The 18991-nt window shown below is 65.7% G+C and carries 23 protein-coding genes; 9 read left to right on the top strand and 14 right to left on the bottom strand.

The window, feature by feature from the left end; all coding sequences use genetic code 11:
• Positions 1-223 precede the first annotated feature (223 nt).
• Complete coding sequence (locus ACFXHA_RS45350; protein ID WP_379367649.1) at positions 224-1675, top strand: tyrosine-type recombinase/integrase; 1452 nt, start codon at positions 224-226, stop codon at positions 1673-1675.
• Positions 1676-1919: 244 nt separating this feature from the next.
• Here the strand turns inward: ACFXHA_RS45350 and ACFXHA_RS45345 are convergent, their stop codons facing one another.
• The gene (locus tag ACFXHA_RS45345) at positions 1920-3437 is read right to left on the bottom strand and encodes a pentapeptide repeat-containing protein (protein ID WP_379367647.1); all 1518 of its coding nucleotides are present in this window, start codon (positions 3435-3437) and stop codon (positions 1920-1922) included.
• Positions 3438-3552: 115 nt separating this feature from the next.
• On the bottom strand, positions 3553-3702 hold the full coding sequence (locus ACFXHA_RS45340) for a hypothetical protein (protein WP_379367646.1): 150 nt from the start codon (positions 3700-3702) through the stop codon (positions 3553-3555).
• A 109-nt stretch (positions 3703-3811) separates the two neighbouring features.
• On the opposite strand from ACFXHA_RS45340, the gene ACFXHA_RS45335 reads away from it, so the two are divergent.
• Positions 3812-4153: a hypothetical protein gene (locus ACFXHA_RS45335; protein ID WP_379367645.1), complete on the top strand. Its 342-nt coding sequence runs from the start codon at positions 3812-3814 to the stop codon at positions 4151-4153.
• Positions 4143-4445: a hypothetical protein gene (locus ACFXHA_RS45330; RefSeq protein ID WP_379367643.1), complete on the top strand. Its 303-nt coding sequence runs from the start codon at positions 4143-4145 to the stop codon at positions 4443-4445. The genes ACFXHA_RS45335 and ACFXHA_RS45330 overlap by 11 nt, the downstream gene beginning before the upstream one ends.
• On the opposite strand, the gene ACFXHA_RS45325 is transcribed toward ACFXHA_RS45330, so the two are convergent.
• Together ACFXHA_RS45325 and ACFXHA_RS45320 are read right to left on the bottom strand one after the other, a co-directional pair.
• Positions 4446-4901 carry a hypothetical protein gene (locus ACFXHA_RS45325; RefSeq protein WP_379367641.1) on the bottom strand — a complete coding sequence of 152 codons (456 nt, stop codon included), beginning with the start codon at positions 4899-4901 and terminating at the stop codon, positions 4446-4448.
• Positions 4902-4935: 34 nt separating this feature from the next.
• Positions 4936-6351: a helix-turn-helix domain-containing protein gene (locus ACFXHA_RS45320; protein ID WP_379367639.1), complete on the bottom strand. Its 1416-nt coding sequence runs from the start codon at positions 6349-6351 to the stop codon at positions 4936-4938.
• A 168-nt stretch (positions 6352-6519) separates the two neighbouring features.
• Here ACFXHA_RS45320 and ACFXHA_RS45315 point away from each other — a divergent pair, with 168 nt between their 5' ends.
• The 6 genes from ACFXHA_RS45315 to ACFXHA_RS45290 all read left to right on the top strand — a co-directional run bounded on the left by ACFXHA_RS45315 (position 6520) and on the right by ACFXHA_RS45290 (position 9750).
• Complete coding sequence (locus tag ACFXHA_RS45315) at positions 6520-6696, top strand: hypothetical protein (RefSeq protein ID WP_379367637.1); 177 nt, start codon at positions 6520-6522, stop codon at positions 6694-6696.
• Between the two features lie 23 nt (positions 6697-6719).
• Positions 6720-7019, top strand: a complete 300-nt coding sequence (locus tag ACFXHA_RS45310; protein ID WP_379367635.1) for a hypothetical protein — start codon at positions 6720-6722, stop codon at positions 7017-7019.
• A gap of 8 nt (positions 7020-7027) precedes the next feature.
• Positions 7028-7336: a hypothetical protein gene (locus tag ACFXHA_RS45305; RefSeq protein WP_379367633.1), complete on the top strand. Its 309-nt coding sequence runs from the start codon at positions 7028-7030 to the stop codon at positions 7334-7336.
• Positions 7337-7387: 51 nt separating this feature from the next.
• Positions 7388-7975 (top strand): hypothetical protein, encoded by a 588-nt coding sequence (locus tag ACFXHA_RS45300; RefSeq protein WP_379367632.1) that lies wholly within the window; start codon positions 7388-7390, stop codon positions 7973-7975.
• 131 nt (positions 7976-8106) lie between these two features.
• Positions 8107-8955, top strand: coding sequence for a hypothetical protein (locus tag ACFXHA_RS45295; RefSeq protein ID WP_379367630.1), 849 nt, complete (start codon positions 8107-8109; stop codon positions 8953-8955).
• A gap of 261 nt (positions 8956-9216) precedes the next feature.
• On the top strand, positions 9217-9750 hold the full coding sequence (locus ACFXHA_RS45290; protein ID WP_379367628.1) for a hypothetical protein: 534 nt from the start codon (positions 9217-9219) through the stop codon (positions 9748-9750).
• A 61-nt stretch (positions 9751-9811) separates the two neighbouring features.
• Here the strand turns inward: ACFXHA_RS45290 and ACFXHA_RS45285 are convergent, their stop codons facing one another.
• Genes ACFXHA_RS45285 through ACFXHA_RS45240 form a run of 10 tightly spaced genes read right to left on the bottom strand, consistent with a single transcriptional unit; the run spans position 9812 to position 18960 of the window.
• Entirely contained in the window at positions 9812-10234 is a 423-nt protein-coding gene (locus tag ACFXHA_RS45285) for a hypothetical protein (RefSeq protein WP_379367626.1), read from the bottom strand.
• 9 nt (positions 10235-10243) lie between these two features.
• Positions 10244-11683: a hypothetical protein gene (locus ACFXHA_RS45280; protein WP_379367624.1), complete on the bottom strand. Its 1440-nt coding sequence runs from the start codon at positions 11681-11683 to the stop codon at positions 10244-10246.
• Between the two features lie 3 nt (positions 11684-11686).
• On the bottom strand, positions 11687-11971 hold the full coding sequence (locus ACFXHA_RS45275; RefSeq protein WP_379367622.1) for a hypothetical protein: 285 nt from the start codon (positions 11969-11971) through the stop codon (positions 11687-11689).
• Positions 11968-12246: a hypothetical protein gene (locus tag ACFXHA_RS45270; RefSeq protein ID WP_379367620.1), complete on the bottom strand. Its 279-nt coding sequence runs from the start codon at positions 12244-12246 to the stop codon at positions 11968-11970. The genes ACFXHA_RS45275 and ACFXHA_RS45270 overlap by 4 nt, the downstream gene beginning before the upstream one ends.
• Entirely contained in the window at positions 12246-13580 is a 1335-nt protein-coding gene (locus tag ACFXHA_RS45265) for a C39 family peptidase (RefSeq protein ID WP_379367618.1), read from the bottom strand. Before ACFXHA_RS45265 ends, ACFXHA_RS45270 begins: the two co-directional genes overlap by 1 nt.
• On the bottom strand, positions 13573-14193 hold the full coding sequence (locus tag ACFXHA_RS45260) for a hypothetical protein (protein WP_379367616.1): 621 nt from the start codon (positions 14191-14193) through the stop codon (positions 13573-13575). Before ACFXHA_RS45260 ends, ACFXHA_RS45265 begins: the two co-directional genes overlap by 8 nt.
• A gap of 4 nt (positions 14194-14197) precedes the next feature.
• Positions 14198-15235, bottom strand: coding sequence for a hypothetical protein (locus ACFXHA_RS45255; protein WP_379367614.1), 1038 nt, complete (start codon positions 15233-15235; stop codon positions 14198-14200).
• Positions 15232-16305, bottom strand: a complete 1074-nt coding sequence (locus ACFXHA_RS45250) for a hypothetical protein (protein WP_379367612.1) — start codon at positions 16303-16305, stop codon at positions 15232-15234. Before ACFXHA_RS45250 ends, ACFXHA_RS45255 begins: the two co-directional genes overlap by 4 nt.
• A 1-nt stretch (position 16306) precedes the next feature.
• Positions 16307-17350: a hypothetical protein gene (locus ACFXHA_RS45245; protein WP_379367610.1), complete on the bottom strand. Its 1044-nt coding sequence runs from the start codon at positions 17348-17350 to the stop codon at positions 16307-16309.
• A gap of 32 nt (positions 17351-17382) precedes the next feature.
• Positions 17383-18960 (bottom strand): phage tail protein, encoded by a 1578-nt coding sequence (locus tag ACFXHA_RS45240; RefSeq protein WP_379367608.1) that lies wholly within the window; start codon positions 18958-18960, stop codon positions 17383-17385.
• Positions 18961-18991 lie beyond the last annotated feature (31 nt).

The raw sequence follows: 18991 nt of genomic DNA, 5'->3' as shown, positions 1-18991 counted from the left end.
AGTTCCATCCGTCTTCGTGAACTCAAATCAGCTTTTGCGCAGGTCGGAGTGTTTTCGGCGGCGGTGGCAGGGGGTTCAAATCCCTCCGCTTCCGCTGAAAACGGGCAGGTCAGACCCTGTTTTTTCTAGGGTCGGACCTGCCCGTCAACACTTGCGGTCAACATGGCAGACATTGAGGGATGTCGACGGACCTAACCGACACCGCGACCATGGGGTATCCGTCATGTCTTCGATCCGCGTCCGCACGCGTGCCGACAAGTCCACGTACACGCAAGTTTGCTTCCGCCACAACGGGACACAGACCTCCGAGTCCTTCGACGATCACGAGGCCGGCCTCCGCTGGCAAACGCTTCTCGACAAGGTCGGGCCCGAGGCCGCCCTCACGGTTCTACGAGCACAGGTAGGCGTCAAGGCCGAAGACATTCCGACGCTTGAAGAATGGTTGCTCACCTACATCAGTTCTCGGACGAAGGCCGACCTCGGCACCCTCGACAGGTACCGCGCGATGGTGCGAAACGACTTCGAGGCCGACTTGCTCGCGCTGCCGCTGACCGCGCTGACCGATACGCGAGTCGGCGAGTGGGTACAGGCGCAGAAGGCCAGAGGGTCGGCCGGTAAGACGATTGCGAACAAGCATGGATTTCTTTCCGGCGCACTGAAAGTCGCCGCTAGAAAGAAGCTGATTCTCGCGAACCCCTGCGAGGAAACCCAGCTACCTCGGTCGAATCAGCGCCGCGCGGTGTTTCTACGCCCGCCGGAGTTTCAGGCGATCCTGGTCGAGATGCCCGAGCGCTGGCACGCGATCACGCTGTTTCTCGTGTCGTCCGGCGCACGATTCAGCGAGGCGTCCGCGCTGACCGTCGCCGATATCGACCATTGGGCGCAGACGTGCAGCATCACGAAGGCCTGGAAGGACACCCGGGCAAAGGGCAAGGCGCGTTGGCAGATCGGCTATCCGAAAACCGAAAAGAGCACTCGCACAATCAACCTCGCACCGCAGATCTTCGAGTACCTCGACCTTGCCCGCGACCCATCGGAGTTCCTGTTCCTCAACACTCGGGGTCGCAATGTGGCAGTGGGGAGCTACTACCACAACGTGTGGAAACCGGCGGTTGCCCGCGCCGGCGCGAAGCTACACGGCAAACAGCCTCGCGTGCACGACCTCCGGCACACCTGCGCATCGTGGCTGATCGCCGCGCGAGTGCCGCTGCCCGTAATCCAAGAACACCTTGGGCATGAGTCGATCACGACGACGATTCACACGTACGGCCACCTCGACCGAAGCGCGCACCTAGGCGCAGCCGCCGCAATCTCGAATGCGTTGGCAGGTACCACCGGTCAGCTGGGACCGATTGGCGGGCCTTCGATGACTCCTCAGGACGCGTTCGCCGGCATCGGGGACGGGAACCCTCGATTCGAATACGCGGGCCTCGACACAGCAACGGCGCTTGCTCAGTGGCTCACCGATGAAGCTGGCGTGCCAGTCGAACTTGAGGGCGTCGCCACCGGCAACCTGGGCCGGTGGAGTGGTGTAGCGCTTGCATGGCAGGACGGGCCCACCGTCGACGCCATGCGAGAACTTGCGGCCCAGGTCATCGGTCCCTCGGCTGCGTGCGGGTCTGCTGCCGACATCGTGTTCTATCGCTTGCGGACACCGCTGCGACTTGTTCGATAAGACTCGCAGGTATGGACGTACCGCGTCGGGAACCTGCCTCCGGCGCGGTGCGTCCGTTCTCGTATGTTCCCCGATTTCGACCCCGACCTGGTTGGCGCGGATCTGCGCATCTTCGACGAGATGGCCGAGCTTCTCGGCCTCGTCGAGGAGGACGAATACTACGCGTGGCGTGATTTTGTAGCGTGCCGACCGTCACGCGTTCGTCGTGCCCGTAAACATGGCGGATGTTGGCGCGGCTAGTGCGTCACTGCGGTGTTGACGGGGTGGAGCCGACCGGCCACTGTGTCCCCGGACCGTTAAGGATGCCCGTCAGGTTCGCGCCGGTCAGGTCTGCGCCGGTTAGATCTGCGCCGGTTAGGTCTGCATTGGTTAGGTCAGCGCGAGTCAGGTTCGCGCGAGTAAGGTCTGCGTGCATCAGTTGTGCGCGAGTCAGTTTCGCCTCGGTGAGGTCTGCGTCGGTCAGGTTCGCAGCGCGCAGGTGCGCGCTACTCAGGTCCACACTGTTCAGGTTCGCGTCGGTCAGGTTCGCACTGGTCAGATTGGCGCGGGTCAGGACGGCTCGGGTCAGGTCTGCGCTGGCTAGGTCCGCACCGGCCAGGTATGCGTCGGTTAGGTGCGCGTCGATCAGTTTTGAGTCGCTCAGATATGCGCCGGTCAAGTTCGCGATATTCAGTCTCGCGCGGGTCAGGTTTGCGTCGGTTATGTTCGCCTGGAGCAGTCTTGCGCTGGTAAGGTTCGCGTCGGTTAGGTCGGTGCTGGTCATGTATGCGCTGTTTAGCGTTGCGTTGGTGAGGTCTGCACCAGTCAGTTTCGCGTGGGGCAATTGCGCATTGGTCAGGTTCGCGTCGGTTAGGATCGCGCGGGTCAGGTCTGCCTCGGAGAGGTCTGCGTCGGTCAGGTTCGTGACGTGCAGAGTCGCGCCAACTAGGATCGCGCCGATTAGGTCCGCCTCGGAGAGGTTCGCGCCGGTCAGGCCCGCGCCGGTCAGGTTCGCGTCGATCAGCTTGGCGCTGGTCAGGTTCGCGCCGGTCAGGATCGCGTTGATTAAATTTGCCCGGGTCAGGTCGAGATGGCTGAGGTCGTATCGAAAGAGGTCGCATCCTGGCAGCGATGCCTGTCGCATGCTTATTGAGGTACCAGCCCAGGATCGAGGGTGATCGGGTGCGCGATGACGACGTTCGATAAGGATGGTGACGATCGTCTGGCGAATTTCATATTCGGGAAGATCTGGCCGCGTGTGGCTGGTTTCTGTTGGGAATGGGACACGCAGGTACCACTGCAGCAAGTTGATGCAAACCTGGCGTTCCTCGGCCTCTCCGAACCTGTACCAGTCATCTGCAAGCGCAGTGAGCGCATAGACGCCAGCTTGCCGGATCGCAGCGGAGCTGTCAGCGATCTGGGCGGCGATCGCGGTGTATCGGTTGCGCAGGTCAGTTTCCTGCGCGCGGTGGGTGTCTTCGCGATGACGTTCCCGTTCACGATCCATGTCGGCCTGGTGGTGGTTCTCGCTTTGGGTGCGGGAACGTTGACCATTGAGGTAGGCCAGCGAACCCGCGCCGAGCGCGCCGGTGCCAGCGAGAAATGTCGCGAGCGGTTGAGAGAAACTGGCCGGCACGCCGAACAACAGAGCGGCGCTGAATCCTGCCCCTGCAGAACCTCCGACAGTGAGCCCGAGGTCCAACCAGAGCGGTCGACGTCGCAACGAGAATCGGTTGTACGCCGAAACAGGCGGGTTCTTCTCGCCAGTTACCGCCTCAGACACAGATTGCCCCCCAATGCTTTTGGGGAACGATATCGCCGTTCGAGCCCGTGTGCATCGTTGTATCGATCCGGCAACCCGGACGAGTACACATTGACGCGATAGATTGGCGTGGGGGCTAGTCCTCGCGCAGCACCACCAGCGGGTACGGGTCGGTAGCGTTCTGGGTCTCGATCCGTGTCCGGCACTCTGGGCACATCATCGACATGTAGCTGTCCGTGACAGGACGTTCGCCGCAGATCTCGCATAGTTTCTGTTCGTCCGACACACGCAGATCATAAGCGGTCGGTTATCTGATATTCGCACATCGGTTCGACGAGCGTGGCGCGTCGGTTGTTGGCGTGGCACGCTAGCGGCTCGAGCTATTATCCGAACTGATGTTCGATCAATGGCCCATCACCGATCCTCCGCTGTGGAAAGTCGAGGATCCGCCGAAACGCGTTCTGGTCGAAATCGGCCTCGCCATGCCGACCCACCCAGCCACTTTCGGCGCGAACTCTGTACCGCTACGGGTCCGCGCGGGCGGCCTCAATCGCGCGCGCACCGTTCCGGGCCTGCTGTATGCCTGGCTGCGCTGTACTGACGGTGGATGGCTCGCCTACGTCGAGTTCACGGCGGAGACCGCCAACGGGCGGGGGCAACTCGAGGTGCGCCAATGGTGTTCGGCGCGCGCAGTCCGGCCGTGGACGGATGAGTCGGGGCCCGCACGTGGGGGCTGATCATCTGCTCGTCGCCGCCCTCGACGTAATTGCCGAGGCCGATCCCGGTGCGGTGTTCGGGGCGGCCGAGGTGCTGCGCGGTATCCGGCCGGCCTTCGATCCGGTGCCGAGCCTCGACGAGGTCGAGCAGGTGCTCGGGGTTCTGGCCCTGCCGACGCTCGGGGGCCTCATCTCGGTCGGGGAGAAGACGTACCGCGCCGGGGCTGCTGCTGACGACGTCCTCACGCGGCTGTCACGGTTGGCCGAGGCCGTGCGCCAGGTGGACGACGACGACCTCGACGACCGGTACTGATCAGGAGCGTTCCGCTCCCGTCGGCCAAACAATGGTGACCGGCACGCCCTTCTTCTGAGCCAGCTCGACGACGGTACCCGTGCCGCCCTGCTCGCTGGGCTTGCTGTCCCAAACCGCGACGAGTCGATCGCTCGAGCCGACAAGCAGTTCGTTGGCCGCCTCGTACGCTTCGCGGCCCGCAACGTCGAACTCGAGAACATGCACGGTGGTGGCGCGGCTCAGTAGTTCGTCGAACTGCTCGACATGGTCGGGCTTGACCTTCTGCTCGCGGTAGTTGCGGCAAGGCAAGACGACCTCGAGGCGGCCGCCGGCGTCGAGAACGGCCTGAGCGAACACGCTGTCTGCGCCGCGCGCGATGCAGCTGATCCCGGTCAGTTCGCCGTTCTGCGCTGCCTCGGTGAGCAATTGAGCGATTTCGTCATAGACCAGGGTGGCCGTGTCGGCGGTGATGTTCATATGGCCGGTGACACCGATACGAGTCATGCTCACTTCATACCGTGGACCCGACCAGCGGGCACATTCTGTCTCGAAGTTCGGCGACGGCGCTGACGTTGACGAGTTGCTCTGTCCGCTCGTAGATCTCACGCACTTTCACCAGCACTCGATCCGAGGTCGTTTTCTCGACGGTCGAGAGGGCTTCCTCGCCGAGTCGGCATGCCTCCTCGACCTCGCCCTCGATCAGGCGCGCTTCGGCGATCCCTAACTGGTCCAGGGCTGAACTCCGCAGCCGTTCCGGTCGTCGCAGAGTGATTGCTTGAGCGATCTGGCCGGCGGCCTCGCTGGCGAATTCCGGTGCGTGCTTGGCCATCTCGAGCAGGCGACCGCCGATGGTTCCCGCGAACTCGGCTCGGTCGAAGTATCCGATCCAGTGTGGGTCGTCGTCGGGTGTCGAGGCTGCCATGTCGTCACCGGCTCGGTCCCAGGTTCGGTGAAATGCTGACGGGCGGCCGAGATTTGCGTACGCCCACGCCTCGCGAGTGCGAAGCATGGCGTGAACAGTCGGCGTCGCTCCGCGGGCCGCGTGGTCTTGCGCCAGGCGGACCAGCTCGAGTGCATCACTGGCGCGGCCTAGGCACAGCAGTTGGCGGGCCATACCTGCTAGCGCGTTCGCGGCAAAGGCGGAATCGCTCGCTGCATGCGCGGCCCTGACCGCGAGCACGTAATACCGCTGGGCCAGCGCCTGATAGCCGGAATCCCATGACATCGTCGCAGCGGTTTCGGCGAGATGTGCTTGCACGCCGCGGAGGCGTCGGCGGAGCTCGCCCGGTTGGGATTGCTTGATCAGATCGTTGACTTCGTTGAGCTGTCCGACGACCGCCATTCGTCGCAAGCCGCCGCCGTGCTGGTCGTCCCATTCGCGGAATATGCGGGCGGCGTTCTCCAAGTCGTCGATCTCTTGCAGTCCAGCGCCAGGGACGCTGGCGGTGGTGGTGTCTGGTGTTGCGTGGCCAGCCCGCAATAGCCAGCGTTCCAGGGGTTCGAGCAGGTTCGCGCCGACCACGACCCCCAATAGGGCGCGCCCCACTTGACGCCGATCTAGCATGAGGTCCTTTCGGGTGAGTTCAGTGGCGACGGCGTTGCAATCCGCGGTCCAGATTCCCGGATCCCAGTGGGGCGCGGCGGGATCGATGGAGAGCTCGGGACCATCGGGTACGAGGATCGCGGTCCGGGACTGTCGGTGCGCGAAGTAGGCAGCGCGCTGTTCCGGTGTTGCCCGGACATCGAGATGCGTGTTCATCATCTCGCCGAATTCCGGTGGCAGGATGACTGTTTCGCCGCGGCTCGCCCACTTCTTGACCACGCTGAGGGAGATATCTGTTCTCTCGGCGAACTCGCGTTGCGACATGCCCAGCGCGAGCCTTAGCGCTGTCGCGTCTGCACCGGTCCATGCCTCGTGCATACCCATTTGTTCACCCCTGCGGGAGATGCGTGTACCGAGCGTATACCGGCGTGTACCGGCGTCTACTTCATTCGGAGCAAACGCAGCGAGAGGGTGGAATTGCACTCGGTGCCCGGCCAATTCGGGCGTCGGGTGCACTCCAGAGCCGTTCCAGGGACCAGGAGAACACCCGACATGGAAATGATCCTCGCAATCACGCTCACTTCGCTACTGCTGTTTGTCGCTGCTGTAGTCGCCCGCGTTGTCGACATTGCGCGGTCCTCACAGCCGACGCTGACCGTGGCCGACATCAAGACAAGACTCGCCGCCGAACCACCGCGCACTTATGTTCCGATCAGCCGGGGGTGGTGACCGTGGGTCTCTTGCCGTCTGCCGTGGGCTACCTGCGGAGCGATGTGTCGGGATTGAATCAGGTTCGCGATGAAGAGCGAATCCAATCGGCCGCCAAGCGAACTGGCTATGACCTGCGCAAAACCGTCGTGTTCGGCGAACGTACCAACGACCGACTGCACCGCCTGCGCGTCGTGGTGGACCGTCTGGGCGTCGCCGCCGTAATCGTGCCGAGCACATCGCATTTCGACGACCGGGCAGTTCCTTCCGAGCTGCTCGAGGTGGCGGCCGTGATCACCGCCGCTGGGGCCACCTACGCCCGAACCCATCGCGCTACGAGCTAGGCCGTGCGATGTCTGCCGAAGGAGTCCTAGCGCTGCTGAGCGGCGACCGCCCCGCGGGTTGGTTGCAATACCTCGATGGGTCCTGGGCACCGGTCGCCGAAGACGGCCGGGTCGGGCCACCGATCACCGCTGAAGATCTCATCGAGGTAGCGCAGCGCGACCTGAGTGAGCTCGTAGAGGCCGGATTCATCACCGAAATTATCGACATCGAACCACTCGAGGTCGTTGACGTCGAGTACGGCAATCAGGCGGAAGGCCGGCCACAGCTCGCACTCGAATGCGAGTCAACAGACCGCCCCAAGCGGCGGAATACTTAGCTGTCACAGCGGTAGGATCTACCGCTGTGACCCTGACAAGGGATCCCCACCATGAGTGATGACTTACTGAACCCCGGCCATTTCGACGCTGCCGCCCAGCAGTTACCTGCCTGGGTCGCCTGGTCGAGGCCGGAACGGATCGCGGCACAGGTCGACCGGTTGTTCACCGAAACCCTGCCGATGGTGTCGGTGGACGGTGAGCCACGGCCCGACGGTGAGCGCTTTACTCACGACATGGTCGGCTGGGTATGCAATGAGTTCGACGATTTCTTTCCAGATGTCGATGCTCTCTATGCGGCGTACGAGGGCGAACGCCAGCAGCGCGCGGATCAGTTCGTGTGCTACTTCGGGGAAGCTCTGCGCCTGCTGGCGGGCGGTGAGTGGTTCAACGAGCGTTACCAGGATGCTCCCGGATCGGTGCTGTACGGGGAGGCGTTCACCCCCGCGATCGGTTACCGGTGGGGAAACAGCCCCGACGACCTGACCGACATGCTGTTCGAGGCAGCCGAGGCAGACGGCAGCACCGAGGCATTCATGATGATCGGCACCGAGATCTATTCGCGCTCGGCCGATTACGCTGAAAAGCACGGCCTGCCACACCCTCACGACGAGACGAGGCGTAAGCACGGTCTCGTGTAGCCGTCGTGAGTACTCCCGAGGACGCGGAAAAGCGTCGCCGGGCAGAGGACACGGCGCGGCGGCGAGCGGAAGAATCTGCACGACGGCGAGCCGAGGACTCGGCGCGGCAGCGGGCCGAAGAGTCCGCACGGATGCGCGAGACCGAGCGACGAGCGAGTGAACGCGGACGCAAGTCCAACGAGAAGGGGCGCGCGTTCCACGAGGGCCAGGCCCGCGAGCGTGGCGAGACCGAAGCCGCCGGGTGGCAGCACGAGAAGACAACGAACACCTCCCTGGGCGGCCGCCGACACGACACTGTCCGGCGCGACAAGGACGGGCGTGTCCGCGATTTCACCGAGTACAAGAATCGCCACCGGCTGGAAAGTGATGCGTTCTTCCAGCTGCAGAAGGACCGGGAGATTCTCGAACGCGATGAGCGCGCGCGTGGCACCTGGGTCATTCGTGACGACGCCCGGATGGACGAACGCACCCGTACCGCGATGGAGCGGATGCGTCGCGACTTCCCCGACCGGTTCAAGGTGGAGCGTGTGAACCGGGAACAGGTTCGCGATGCTGTCAGGGCCGGCGAAAAGATCGAACGGGAACGCGGTCGTGAGCAGCTCGAACTGCACGACGTCGAACGGCTGCGGCAGGCGGATCGCGAACGGAAACGGCAGCGTACGCAAGAGCGCGCCGACCGTGTCCGGGCACAGGCGCAGGCCCGTGAGACAGCGGAACGGGAACGCAAAGAAGCCGAGCAGGCGGAGCGGACACGGGTCCTGCGAGCGCGTACCGACGCGATCCACGACAGGGAACGAGAGTTCCGTGCTGCGATGCCCGGTGCACCCGACGACGTGATCAGCACCCTCGCCCGCTCTGGTCAGCTGCCAGGTGACGCGGCGCGCGCGTCACGCGAGGCCGCCGAACGTGCTACCCGCGCTGGCCGGGACGCAGAGCGGCAGCGTGAACGCGACGACCGGGGCAGGGGAAGGGATCGGTAACGAGCGATTGCGCGGGTTAATCGAGTACAAGGATCAGCGGCATGTCCGCGTCGAAGCGCACGAGAAATGGGGTAGCTGTTCGTATTCGGGGCCTGCGGGCCGCACCTCCACGGGTCTCCTCATCGACGGCCGACACCCTGCCGGTTTCGGCGTTGCGCACACGAGGCCAAAACCTGACAAATCGTGCAAATCACCCAGAAAACTCTGGTCCGGCTGTTCGCTAGTCGGTAGCGTCACGGCCACGCAAACCGAGGGGAAATCATGAGAACTGCTGTGGTGCTTCCGATTATCGGCGCTACCGCCCTGCTCGCCGGCTGCGGATCCAGCGGCGATGACGACAAGGTCCAGCCCACCACTACACGACCGGCAATGACGAGCGTGCAGACCTCTGCGCCCGTGGCTGCGGAACCGGCGGCGTGCTACCCGTCGCATCCGATCGACGATCCAGAACTGTCGGCATTCGCGGATGGTCTACAGCTACCGGCCGGCGTGAGCGTCGTTCACGCGCTCACCAGCACCGAATCCAGCAAACCGGGCAAGGTCGCTGTGCACGTCTACCTCTGTGTGCCGACCTCGCGAACTGCGGACGCATTGCGGCCGATCGCCACCGATATCGCTAAGGCGCTCAAGGGAACCGACATCGGTGGCCGGACCTTCGCACTGTACGTCGCCGACAAGGATGCGGCGTTCAAGGATGAGGCGAAGGTCAAAGACCCTGATTTTCAGCTGCACTTGTGGAACGGCAAGCCCTCGGCGAAGGCAGAGCTGTCGACCTGGCAGGTTGTCACGGGCTGAAACAGCGAAAACAGCGCCCCGGCAACGGATTGCCGGGGCGCGTTCTCGTTTGTGTTGTCGCTCAGACGACTTGGACGAATCCCGCCGAGATACTGGGTTGAAACGCACTGGCCGCTTTGGCTTCCATCCGGATCAGGTCACCTTGCGCGACCGCACCGGTCCAGTTCGTGCTGGTCGTGCCCGAGGACGCGGTCGCGCTGTCGATCGTGGCGACGATCCCGCCGTTCACAGTGATATTCAGGCTGACGACGGTTGATCCGATACCGACGGACCATGTCGCGGATACCGTGATCTTGACCGATGCCCCGGTGTTTTGGACGACGAGTGCGTCGGGACTGCTGACCGTGCTCCCCGGATATGAGCCGGTGTCAGCGGTCCAGCCCTGAACGGGTGCGTAGCTCGTGGTGAGGTTCGCTGTGCCGTTCTTGTTCATCTTCGAGGGCAGGAACGCCGACGCGCGCGGGCCCACAACGATGATTCCCATTCGCCGCCCCTACGCCTGGCCGAGAATGTCGGCGATCAGGCCCTTGCCGGGCGTGGTGCCGACGCCGGTTATCGCGACGGTGAGGATGTCCCCGGCGGCGAATGACCAACTGCCAGTGACCGTTGCGCCCGCGACCTGGCTGGCGGCGGCAACCGTGATCGTGCTCGTCGGCGAGACCGCGGTCCCGTTCTTGCGGATCTCGACGACCAGGTTTCCCGACGCGTCGGCACCCCCGGCGCGGATCGTCCACGACGTGAACGTCGCCGCGCGTTGGAGCTTGACGCCGAACGGGAAATCGCCGACGCCCACCGCACGCACGGTGTCTTTGCCGCACACCACGATCGACAGGTCGTAGGGCACGGTGCCGGGTGAGGGCGTGCGCGTGTTGGTGAGGCGTGCGTCGTTGCCTTCGCAGGCGGTACCGGCGGCGGTGCCGATGGCGAGGCTCGAGGTACCGGCGCCGATCGCTGTGCGGGCGGCGGCGGCCGAGGCGGCGGTCAGGACCGAGCGGCCGGTCGTGGTCGAGTCCGAGATGTCGGTCGACGGGTGGGTGTGCACGACGGGGGCCTTGCCCGCGAGGGCGGGCACGGTCGGCGCGGCGGCGGTGCCGCCGAGGTCGCCGGCGAGCTGAATGATTCCCTTGCCGCTGGCGGTGGCGTCGGGTGCGGCCGGGCCGGTTGGGCCGGGCGGCAATGTGAGGTCCAGCGTCCAGCCGGGCGGGCCGCCGTGGACGGCGGCGGCGGCCGGTCCCGTTGTGACGGTGCCTATTCCGAGCGTGAACGAGTTGACGGCGTTCTGCGCGTTGGTGGCGGCGGTGCCTGCGGTGCTCGCGCTGGCTGCGGCGGCTGCGGCGGCGGCCGAGGCGGCGGGGATGGCCGGCACGGTGACCGGCGGCAGGTCGTCGCCGTTGTCCAGCTCGAAAACGAGTGCGTCGCCGACGATTCGCACAGCGACCACGCTCAGTCCGCGGACGACGGCCTCGCCGTTGCTGGCGGGGACCGGCGAGACGAGGGTGAGGTCGACCAGGCCGGTTGCGTCGACATCGGGGTGTTCGGGATTCGGGCCGGGCACATAGGGCGGGACAAGGAACGCGAACGAGTCTAGGCGTACCGGTTTGCCCTGATAGGTGAGGTTGAACGAGGCCCGCCAAGTCCAGTTGGTCGGGTTGGTGTCGCCGTTGGGTGCGACCAGCCGGATTCCGCGGCCGCCGCGCCAGGTGAGGTAACCGAATTCGTCGAGCTGGCACTCGTAGTACTCGGGCAACTGCACGTAGGTCGCCGGGTCCGGTTGCGCCGAGGCGACGAGCACTTTCGGCGCGCCGGCGGTGAACGTCACGGTTCCGGCGAGCGGCACGAAATCCGGGGTGTCGTTGACGTCGGGGCCGTCGGCGATGTTGGCCAGAAAACGACCGACGACGCGCCCGTATTTCAACGGGGGTAGATCGGACACGGGTCAGACCTCCTCTCGCAGTCGTTCGGGAATCTCGGGCACCGGTGGCCGGTCGCTGCCGGTGCGGTGGGCGATGCCGAGATCGGCAATATGGGCAAGCAGTACGCGAATGAACCGGACCGCTTCGCGAAAAAGGGATTTCGATTCGGCGAGCTCGGTCTCGAGGTGCTCGACGCGCTGCTCGAGCTCGGCGAACCGCTTGGCTTGCCGGGCATTGAGCCAACCGAATACCGCGGTCATGATCGCGACCACGCCACCGCCTAGCGCGGTGATCTGCTCGGGATTCATAGGCCATCACCTGCTCGCGGCTCGGCCGCCAGCCAGGGCGCCCACAGTGTGAGCGCGGAATTGACCGCAGGCACGGCCATGATCCGGGTCAGCGTCGCCGAGATCGCCAGCGCCACACCGATACCGGCGGCGGTAGCCGGTAGGCCGGTCGAGGCGACGATCGCGGGCAGGGCGGCGGCCAGGCCGACGACGAGCTGAAAGGCAGTGCGGGCCACCGCGCGCCAAGGGTGGCGAACCTGACTGGGACCGCCCTCGGCGAGGTCGTGGCGCCCCATCACTTGCCCTTGACGGTGGCGCGGATCTCGGCGAGGGCATCGACAGGGGTCATGTTCTTGCCCTCGGCGTTGGTGCCCAGCTGCGGCCAGCCCTCGGCGTTGGGGCCGCGCAGCTGTTCCCAGATCTCGCGGAGCATGCGGCGGTCGTCGTCGGTGAATGCCATGTCGTCGTCTCCTGTGAGTAGGTCGCGAAGTTCGCTGGGGGTGCCGCGGAAAGCGTCGACGTCGATTTCTCGGCCGGCGACGAGGCCGCGGTCGCTGAATTGGAAGATCCGAGGGTCGCCGCCGCCGTATGCCTGCCATCCGATGTCGTCGTGTCCGGGGTAGATCGCCGCGGCGAATCCGGCGCGACGCGGCCCGTAATGCGAGGTCATCAGAGGCGGAATGCCGGACAGGTCCGGGCGGCCGATGCGGTCCCAATACCACTGCGGCAGGTAGGAAAGCGCGACCCGCACGCCGCGCCGCTCGATCGCCTCACGCACTGCGAGGAACGCGCCGAGGTCGCCCGAGCCGTCCTCGTGATCGAGCATCGCAGGAATGCTCGGGTCCCCGAGGTGCTCGACGAACGCCGCGGCCTGCGCCTCGGCGTCGCCGTCGGCACGCACGTAGTGATAGCCAGCCAGGACCTTGCCCGCGCCGAGGGTGGCATCGCGGAATCCGGGCCAGGTCGGGTCTCGGTAGTACTCGCCCTCAGTGCATTTGGCGATCACGAACTCGAATCCCTCGGCGAACACCCGGTCGAGGTCGAGGCCGGCCTGATGGTTGCTGATGTCGACACCGAACGTCACGGCCGCAGACGGCGGCGGGACGGGTGCGCCGGCCGGGACCGCGGCATAGCCTTTCGGGGCGATCAGCGAGGCGAGCTGATCGAGCGAGAGCCAATAGTGTTCGTATCCGCCGAATCTGGCGGGGTCCGCGACATAGACATCGCCCCCGTCGCGGTATCCGACGAGGGCGATGTAGTGGTAGATCGTCTGTCCCGGCGGGTAGCCGGGTGGCTGGTTGCCGGGCGGGGCGACGATGTTGGCGATCAGCCCGTTGCCGCTGTCGATCGAGGCGCGAATATCAGCCCAGAGTTGTTCGCGCTGGCCGGGTGTCGGTGGATCGTTGGGGATTTCACGCGTGACGTACGGGCGCCCGCTGCGGCGGGCTAGTACCTCGGTGATCTGCCCTATCCAGTCGGTTCCGTCGGTGTCGGTACCGATCTCGGCGGCGAGCTGCTGCTCGGGCACATCGATTCCGCAGATCGTCAGCACGATCTGTGTCGACGCCGGGCCGCACCAATAGCCGGTTTCCTGTGGCGAGTACTGGTGAGCGAGCACATGCTCAGCCATGCTGTTGCGCCTCCTCGATCTTGGCGCGCAGCCGCTCGACGAGGCCGGCATAGGCTGCGCTCTTGCTGAGTGCGGTGAACTGGATTCCACGCGGGTGCACGGCTATCCATGAGCCGTCGCGTTCCTGGCGGACGGCGATATCGGCGACGTCCCAGAACGTTTCGGGGTCCGGGTCGGGCCATTGCCCGTGTTCGTCGGGCGTGACGTGGAGACCGTCGTCGTAGGCGCGGGGCGGGCCGTTCGGGGTCGGTATCCAACGGATCTGCTCGAGCTCGGGGTGTACGCGCACCCCGCGGCGGACGAGGTACTCGGCGATGCGGACCGCGGCCGGAATCTGGGTGGTCGCGGGTCCGGCGAGCACGCGACCGGCCGGGTTGCGCCACTCGGGCAGATGGACGATTTGCAGCTCGGCGGCCAGGGCGAGGACTTGCGGATCCTGCTCGGGAACCTCGCCGGGGTCGGGCAACTGTCCGTTGGTGAGCTGTTCGACGAATGCCCGCATGCGCGGCGGGATCTCGGCCTCGCCTGCTCGTGGTGGGCGGTCTGTGGCGCTGGTTTGGTTGCGTCCGGCGGGGGTGATGATTTGCTCGACGATTTCGGGTTGTTCGCTCATCGTTTCAGAGGGGTTGGGCCATGATCACTAGCTGAGCATTGGCGGTCTGGACGGAATAGTTCGCGTTGCCGGTGGCGCGTTTGGCGAGCACGTAGATTGCGGCGGTGACGTTGGCGGCGACGGTCGCGTGTGTGGATCCGTCGGCGATCGCGTAGTCCCAACGCGGATAGAACTGCACGACAGAGTTATTCGCCAGCGCGGTCGATACGCCGTAGCCGATGAGTGGGCCGTCGATGGCGCCGAGCCGGATCTCGACGTTGACGCGGCCGGCGTCGTAGGCGCTGACGTGGTTCTGAATGCCGATGTTTCCGGCGATCACGATCGGCCGCCAGGGGTAGGGCTGGGCCGGAATGTTCATCGTCGCCAGGGTTCTCGGAGACGCCGAGAGGTTGGATCCACCGCCGGTGAACTGCGAGGCAGCGATCGCCCACGGTCCGCCGATGCGTGGGGCCGGTCTCGGCTGCCATTCGCCGGCGGCCGCATTCCAGGCGAGTACCGCGTCCTGCCGCGCGCCCGACAGGTCGCCGACGTCCTCGGCGGCGCGGATCGGGCCGGGGACGCCGGGGTCGCCGACGTCGCCGGTCACGCCGCGCGGGAACGTGATCGCGAGTTGCTGATCGGGGGCGGTGCCGGTGATCGCCACCGCCGCCGCCGATCCGGTCGGGCCCGCGGTTGCGGATCCGGCCAGGGTGGTCGGTGGGGCCTGGTGGCCGACGGCTTGGAACGTGCCGAGCATGCGCACGAATTCCATGCCCGACCACAGATACAGGGCTTGTTCGTCGACGACGCGCCAGGCCTTGCGGGCATCGGCGGTGCCGAGGTGTAGGGCTTGCAGCGCGGCAAAGCTCGCGATGTCGCCCGCCCATGTCCACGGCCACGACGGATCGCCCTGTGGGCCTAGGGTTCCGGGTGGGCCCTCGCGCAGTTCGACGAGGACCTGACGGTCGACGACCTCGATCGGGTTGACGGTATGCGGCAGGCCGGTCGCGTCAGTGACCGAGCGCATGGTGACCGTGACGTCGGAGTCGTAGACAGTGGTCATGCGGGAGCTCCTGTCACAGGTACCGCCCACACCGCCAGGTGCGAATAGGCGCGGCCGTAGGTGATCGGGGGTGCGTTGGTGGTCGCGTCGATTCGGACGATGATGCTCGTTGCCTGCCCAGCGGGCACCACACCAACCGTGCTGGTCGGGTTCTGCGCCGTGGTGCGGATGTGCGGGACCAAAGTCAGGTGCCGCAGGACCGCCCACCCGTGCCCGTCGCCGTACGCGACGATCGTGTTGTCGGGCAGGGCCGCATGCAACACGACACGCTCGCCGGACTTGTCGCTGGTCGTGCACGCGATCACGCCGCCGGTCACGAACGGCCGCCAGGCAACGTCTTGCGCCGGAATCGGCAGGGACGCAATCTGATACGGCACGGCCGTGATGTTGGGGTTGTCGGCCACAAATCCGGGGCCGCCGTCGTAGCGCAACGCGTCGTTGATCGTCCACGGGCCACGCCAGTTCGGGTTACGGCTCGGCGTCCATTTGCTGGTGGCGGCGTTCCACATCGGGATCATGCCGTCGGCACGGGTGATCGTGCTGTCGAAATCCGCGGCGGCGCTGATCGGTCCTGGCGGTCCGATCGGACCCTTGCGGCCCTTGACACCGCGCGGCACAACGAAATTCACGGTCTGGTTCGGCGGCGTGCCGGTCACGGTGATCTGCATTTGGGTGCCGGCCGCACCGGTGGTGACGGTGCCGAGGGTCAGCTGATTCGGTTGGCCGGTCGGGCCGTGCGCGCCGAACGCGTCGGCGAAGGTATCGAATGTCGTTCCGTTCCAATAGGCCAGGCTGTTTGTCGACTTGACGTGCCAGGCCTTACCGGCGTGGATCGGGCCGAGCCCGGTTGCGATGGCGGCCAGGGCGCGTTGATCGGCGATATCGCCCTCCCACCGGAACGGGTAGGACTGCGGGCCTTTGGGTCCGGTGTTGCCGGGCGGCCCGATGGGGAGCTCGAGGGAGCTGTCGGCGGGGGTGGCTTGCAAGGATTGCGTGACGCCGTCGTCCGCGATGCCCTCGTCGACGCCGCCGATGCGAACGCTGCTGAAGTACTCGCCGATGCTGGGCAACTCATCCTCCGATCGGTAGGGCCCACACAACCGCGCTGGCGAGCGTGCGGTCCCAGGACAGGTTTCCGGCGGCGGTGCCGATCTTTTCGACGGTTACGAGGATCGAGGCCTTTTCGCCTGCCGGGACGCTCGCGTACGTGCTGGCCGGGGACAGGGGTTTGGGGCCGTCATCGCCGAAGGTCGGAAACGACGTGATGTGGTACCACCATTTGCCGGAACGGATTCCGGCGCCGTACGAGACCATGACCCCGGTCGGCGAGCCGAGTCGGGCGGCAAGGATCGGATAGGTTCCGGCATCGGTGTCCGACAGGACCCAACCGGCGAGCCACACCATGGGCCGCCACGCGAACGGCAGAGCAGGCAGGGCGAGCGAGGCGACAGTCAGCGACGGATTCGCGGTGCTGGTGCTGGCGAGGAAATCCTCTTGGAACCATGACCACTGGCTGAATCCGTTGGGTGGTGCCGCGACCTTCCAGCGGCGGGCCGCGGGCTGATAGGCGAACAAACCTCGGTGCGTGGGCCCGACGGTGTTGTCGAAATCGGTGGCGGCGCTGATTGTTCCGCTGCTGCCGGTCGGTCCGGGCGGGCCTTGCAGTCCCGCGGGCGCGGTCGCGGCCAGGGTCAACGCGCGCCCGTTGGCGGTGACGGTCAGCGCCGCCTCGGTCAACGTCTCAGCGTGGTTGGTGGTGGCGGTCACGGTCAGCGCGTCGGCGGTCAGGCCTTGCGCACCAACGGCGTTCGGTGAATGGAACCAGCCGTCGCCGACCCATACGTCCATGCCGTTGCTGTCGAGGCGGTGCCACCATTTGCCGCGGTCGTCCGGGCCGAGGCCGGTCGGGCGAGCGACGGCGCTGGCCAGCGTGCCGACCTTGCGGAACGTCGTGCGGGGCCCGCCGCGTGGCCCGGCCGGGCCTAGTTGGCCCTTGGGTAGTTCCTGAGTGGCGGCCTCGGCCGAGGGCGTGACGGTGGCCGACAGGATCGGCAGACCGTCGAGGTCGGGATCCGAGGTCACGGTCAGCCGCGCGGGGAATGTCACGTCGGACATGCGTTAAGTCACCTCCGTACAGGGGATTTCGGTCAGAAGATGATCAGGTCGAGGTCAGCGCCGACATCGGTCGAGAGGGTTTTCACCATCTGCGCGAGCGCGCTTAGCCGGGTCCAGGCCTTGACCGTCGAGTCGTCCTCGTCCGAGCCGTCGCCGATGGTCAGTTCCCATTTCGCCGCGGTGGTGCGGTCGTCGGTGAACGTGGCTTCGGTGACGTAGTCGACGAACAGCTGATCGCCGACCTCGAACCATGCGCCATCGCCGACCCACAGGTCGCCCTTCGGGCCCAGGGTGTGAGGGCTGCCGTCTCCCACGGAAACGCGGTTGCTCGTATAGCCGCGCGTCAGGTGCAGACCCTTGCGGCCACTCATCACACCGTCCAACGTGAACGCCTTGTCGGATCCGGTGACAAATAGCTCTCGGAACGCAAAGGGGCCTGCCCTGTTTGCGCGTCCTTGGTCGCGGTAGACCATGAACGCGAGGAACACGTCGTCGAGTTGGCCCTGATACAGCGAGTCGAGGCCCGGAACGCCGATCAGCAGACCGAGCCACGAGAGCAGATTCTTGATCGCAATCTCGATGCCGGCATTGACCCATCCGGGACTCTTGCCGCCGACGATCACATCGATTGCCGTGGGTTTGTGCATCGCGGTTTCGGACTTGCCGAGACCGGAGTACTCGCCCTCGCGGTAGCCGACCCACGGCAGGCCGCGGACGCTGCCGAGCGGGCCCATGTTGGCGTAGACGGATTCGTATTCGCTCTGGGCGTCGAGGACCGGGTACCGGACTGGGGTCACGCCGTCGGGGAGGAAATCCTCGACGAACAACAGCAGGCCGTCGATCAGCGTGCCCGTGGGCCCGGTGATCAGCGAGAGATTCTCGGTCTCGAGCACGACCGTCGGCCGGTCGAGGGTGTAATACGCGGGCGCGGGTTGTTCGTCCTCGCCGGGCAGGAAAAACCGTGCGGTGATGACGCATCCGGCGTCGTCGAGCGGCGGGACGATGACCGTGTCGGCCATGTCGAACCGGGCAGTGCCGAACGCGAATTTGCTGTCGTCGGTCCACGCGTCGACCGGCACCACGGTGATCGGCCACATCGCGCCCGACGGATCCAGCGACCCATATTGCGATTGCAACCGAATGAGATTGGGCACGAGGTAGGACAGCGCGAACGTGCGTGCCGGGGCGACCACGTAGTGATGCCGCGGCCATTGCGCGATGATCGGCGCGAACGGCGAGGCCCAACAGCAGATGGCGGCAATGTGGTTCCAGGCGTGAATAGCCTCGATATCAACGGTTTTCAGGCCGTTGTCGTCGCGGAGAATCGAGGCCTTGGTGACGTAGCCGTCCCACCGGAACGCACGCGTGTTGACCGTGATCGGGATCGTCGCGTCCTCGCCGTACTCGTTGGCGAAAAAGTGGTCGTAGTACAGGAAATCATCGAACGGCACCGTAAGTTTCAGCCCGCCCGCAGCGTTGCGCGCGTAGCTGAATTGCAAGTGGCTGTAGTTATGCTCCTCCCCCACCTCGACCATGTCGCCGTCCCAATAGCGGACCACGACGGTCTGATCAGCGAGGTAGGCCTCGTCCGCCCGCTGCAGGGCGTCCATCTGCCGCGCGGCGGCGGCCGAATCCCACGTC

The organism is Nocardia sp. NPDC059240 (assembly GCF_042753865.1).
Lineage (GTDB): Bacteria > Actinomycetota > Actinomycetes > Mycobacteriales > Mycobacteriaceae > Nocardia.
This window is presented reverse-complemented; position numbering and strand designations above follow the sequence as displayed.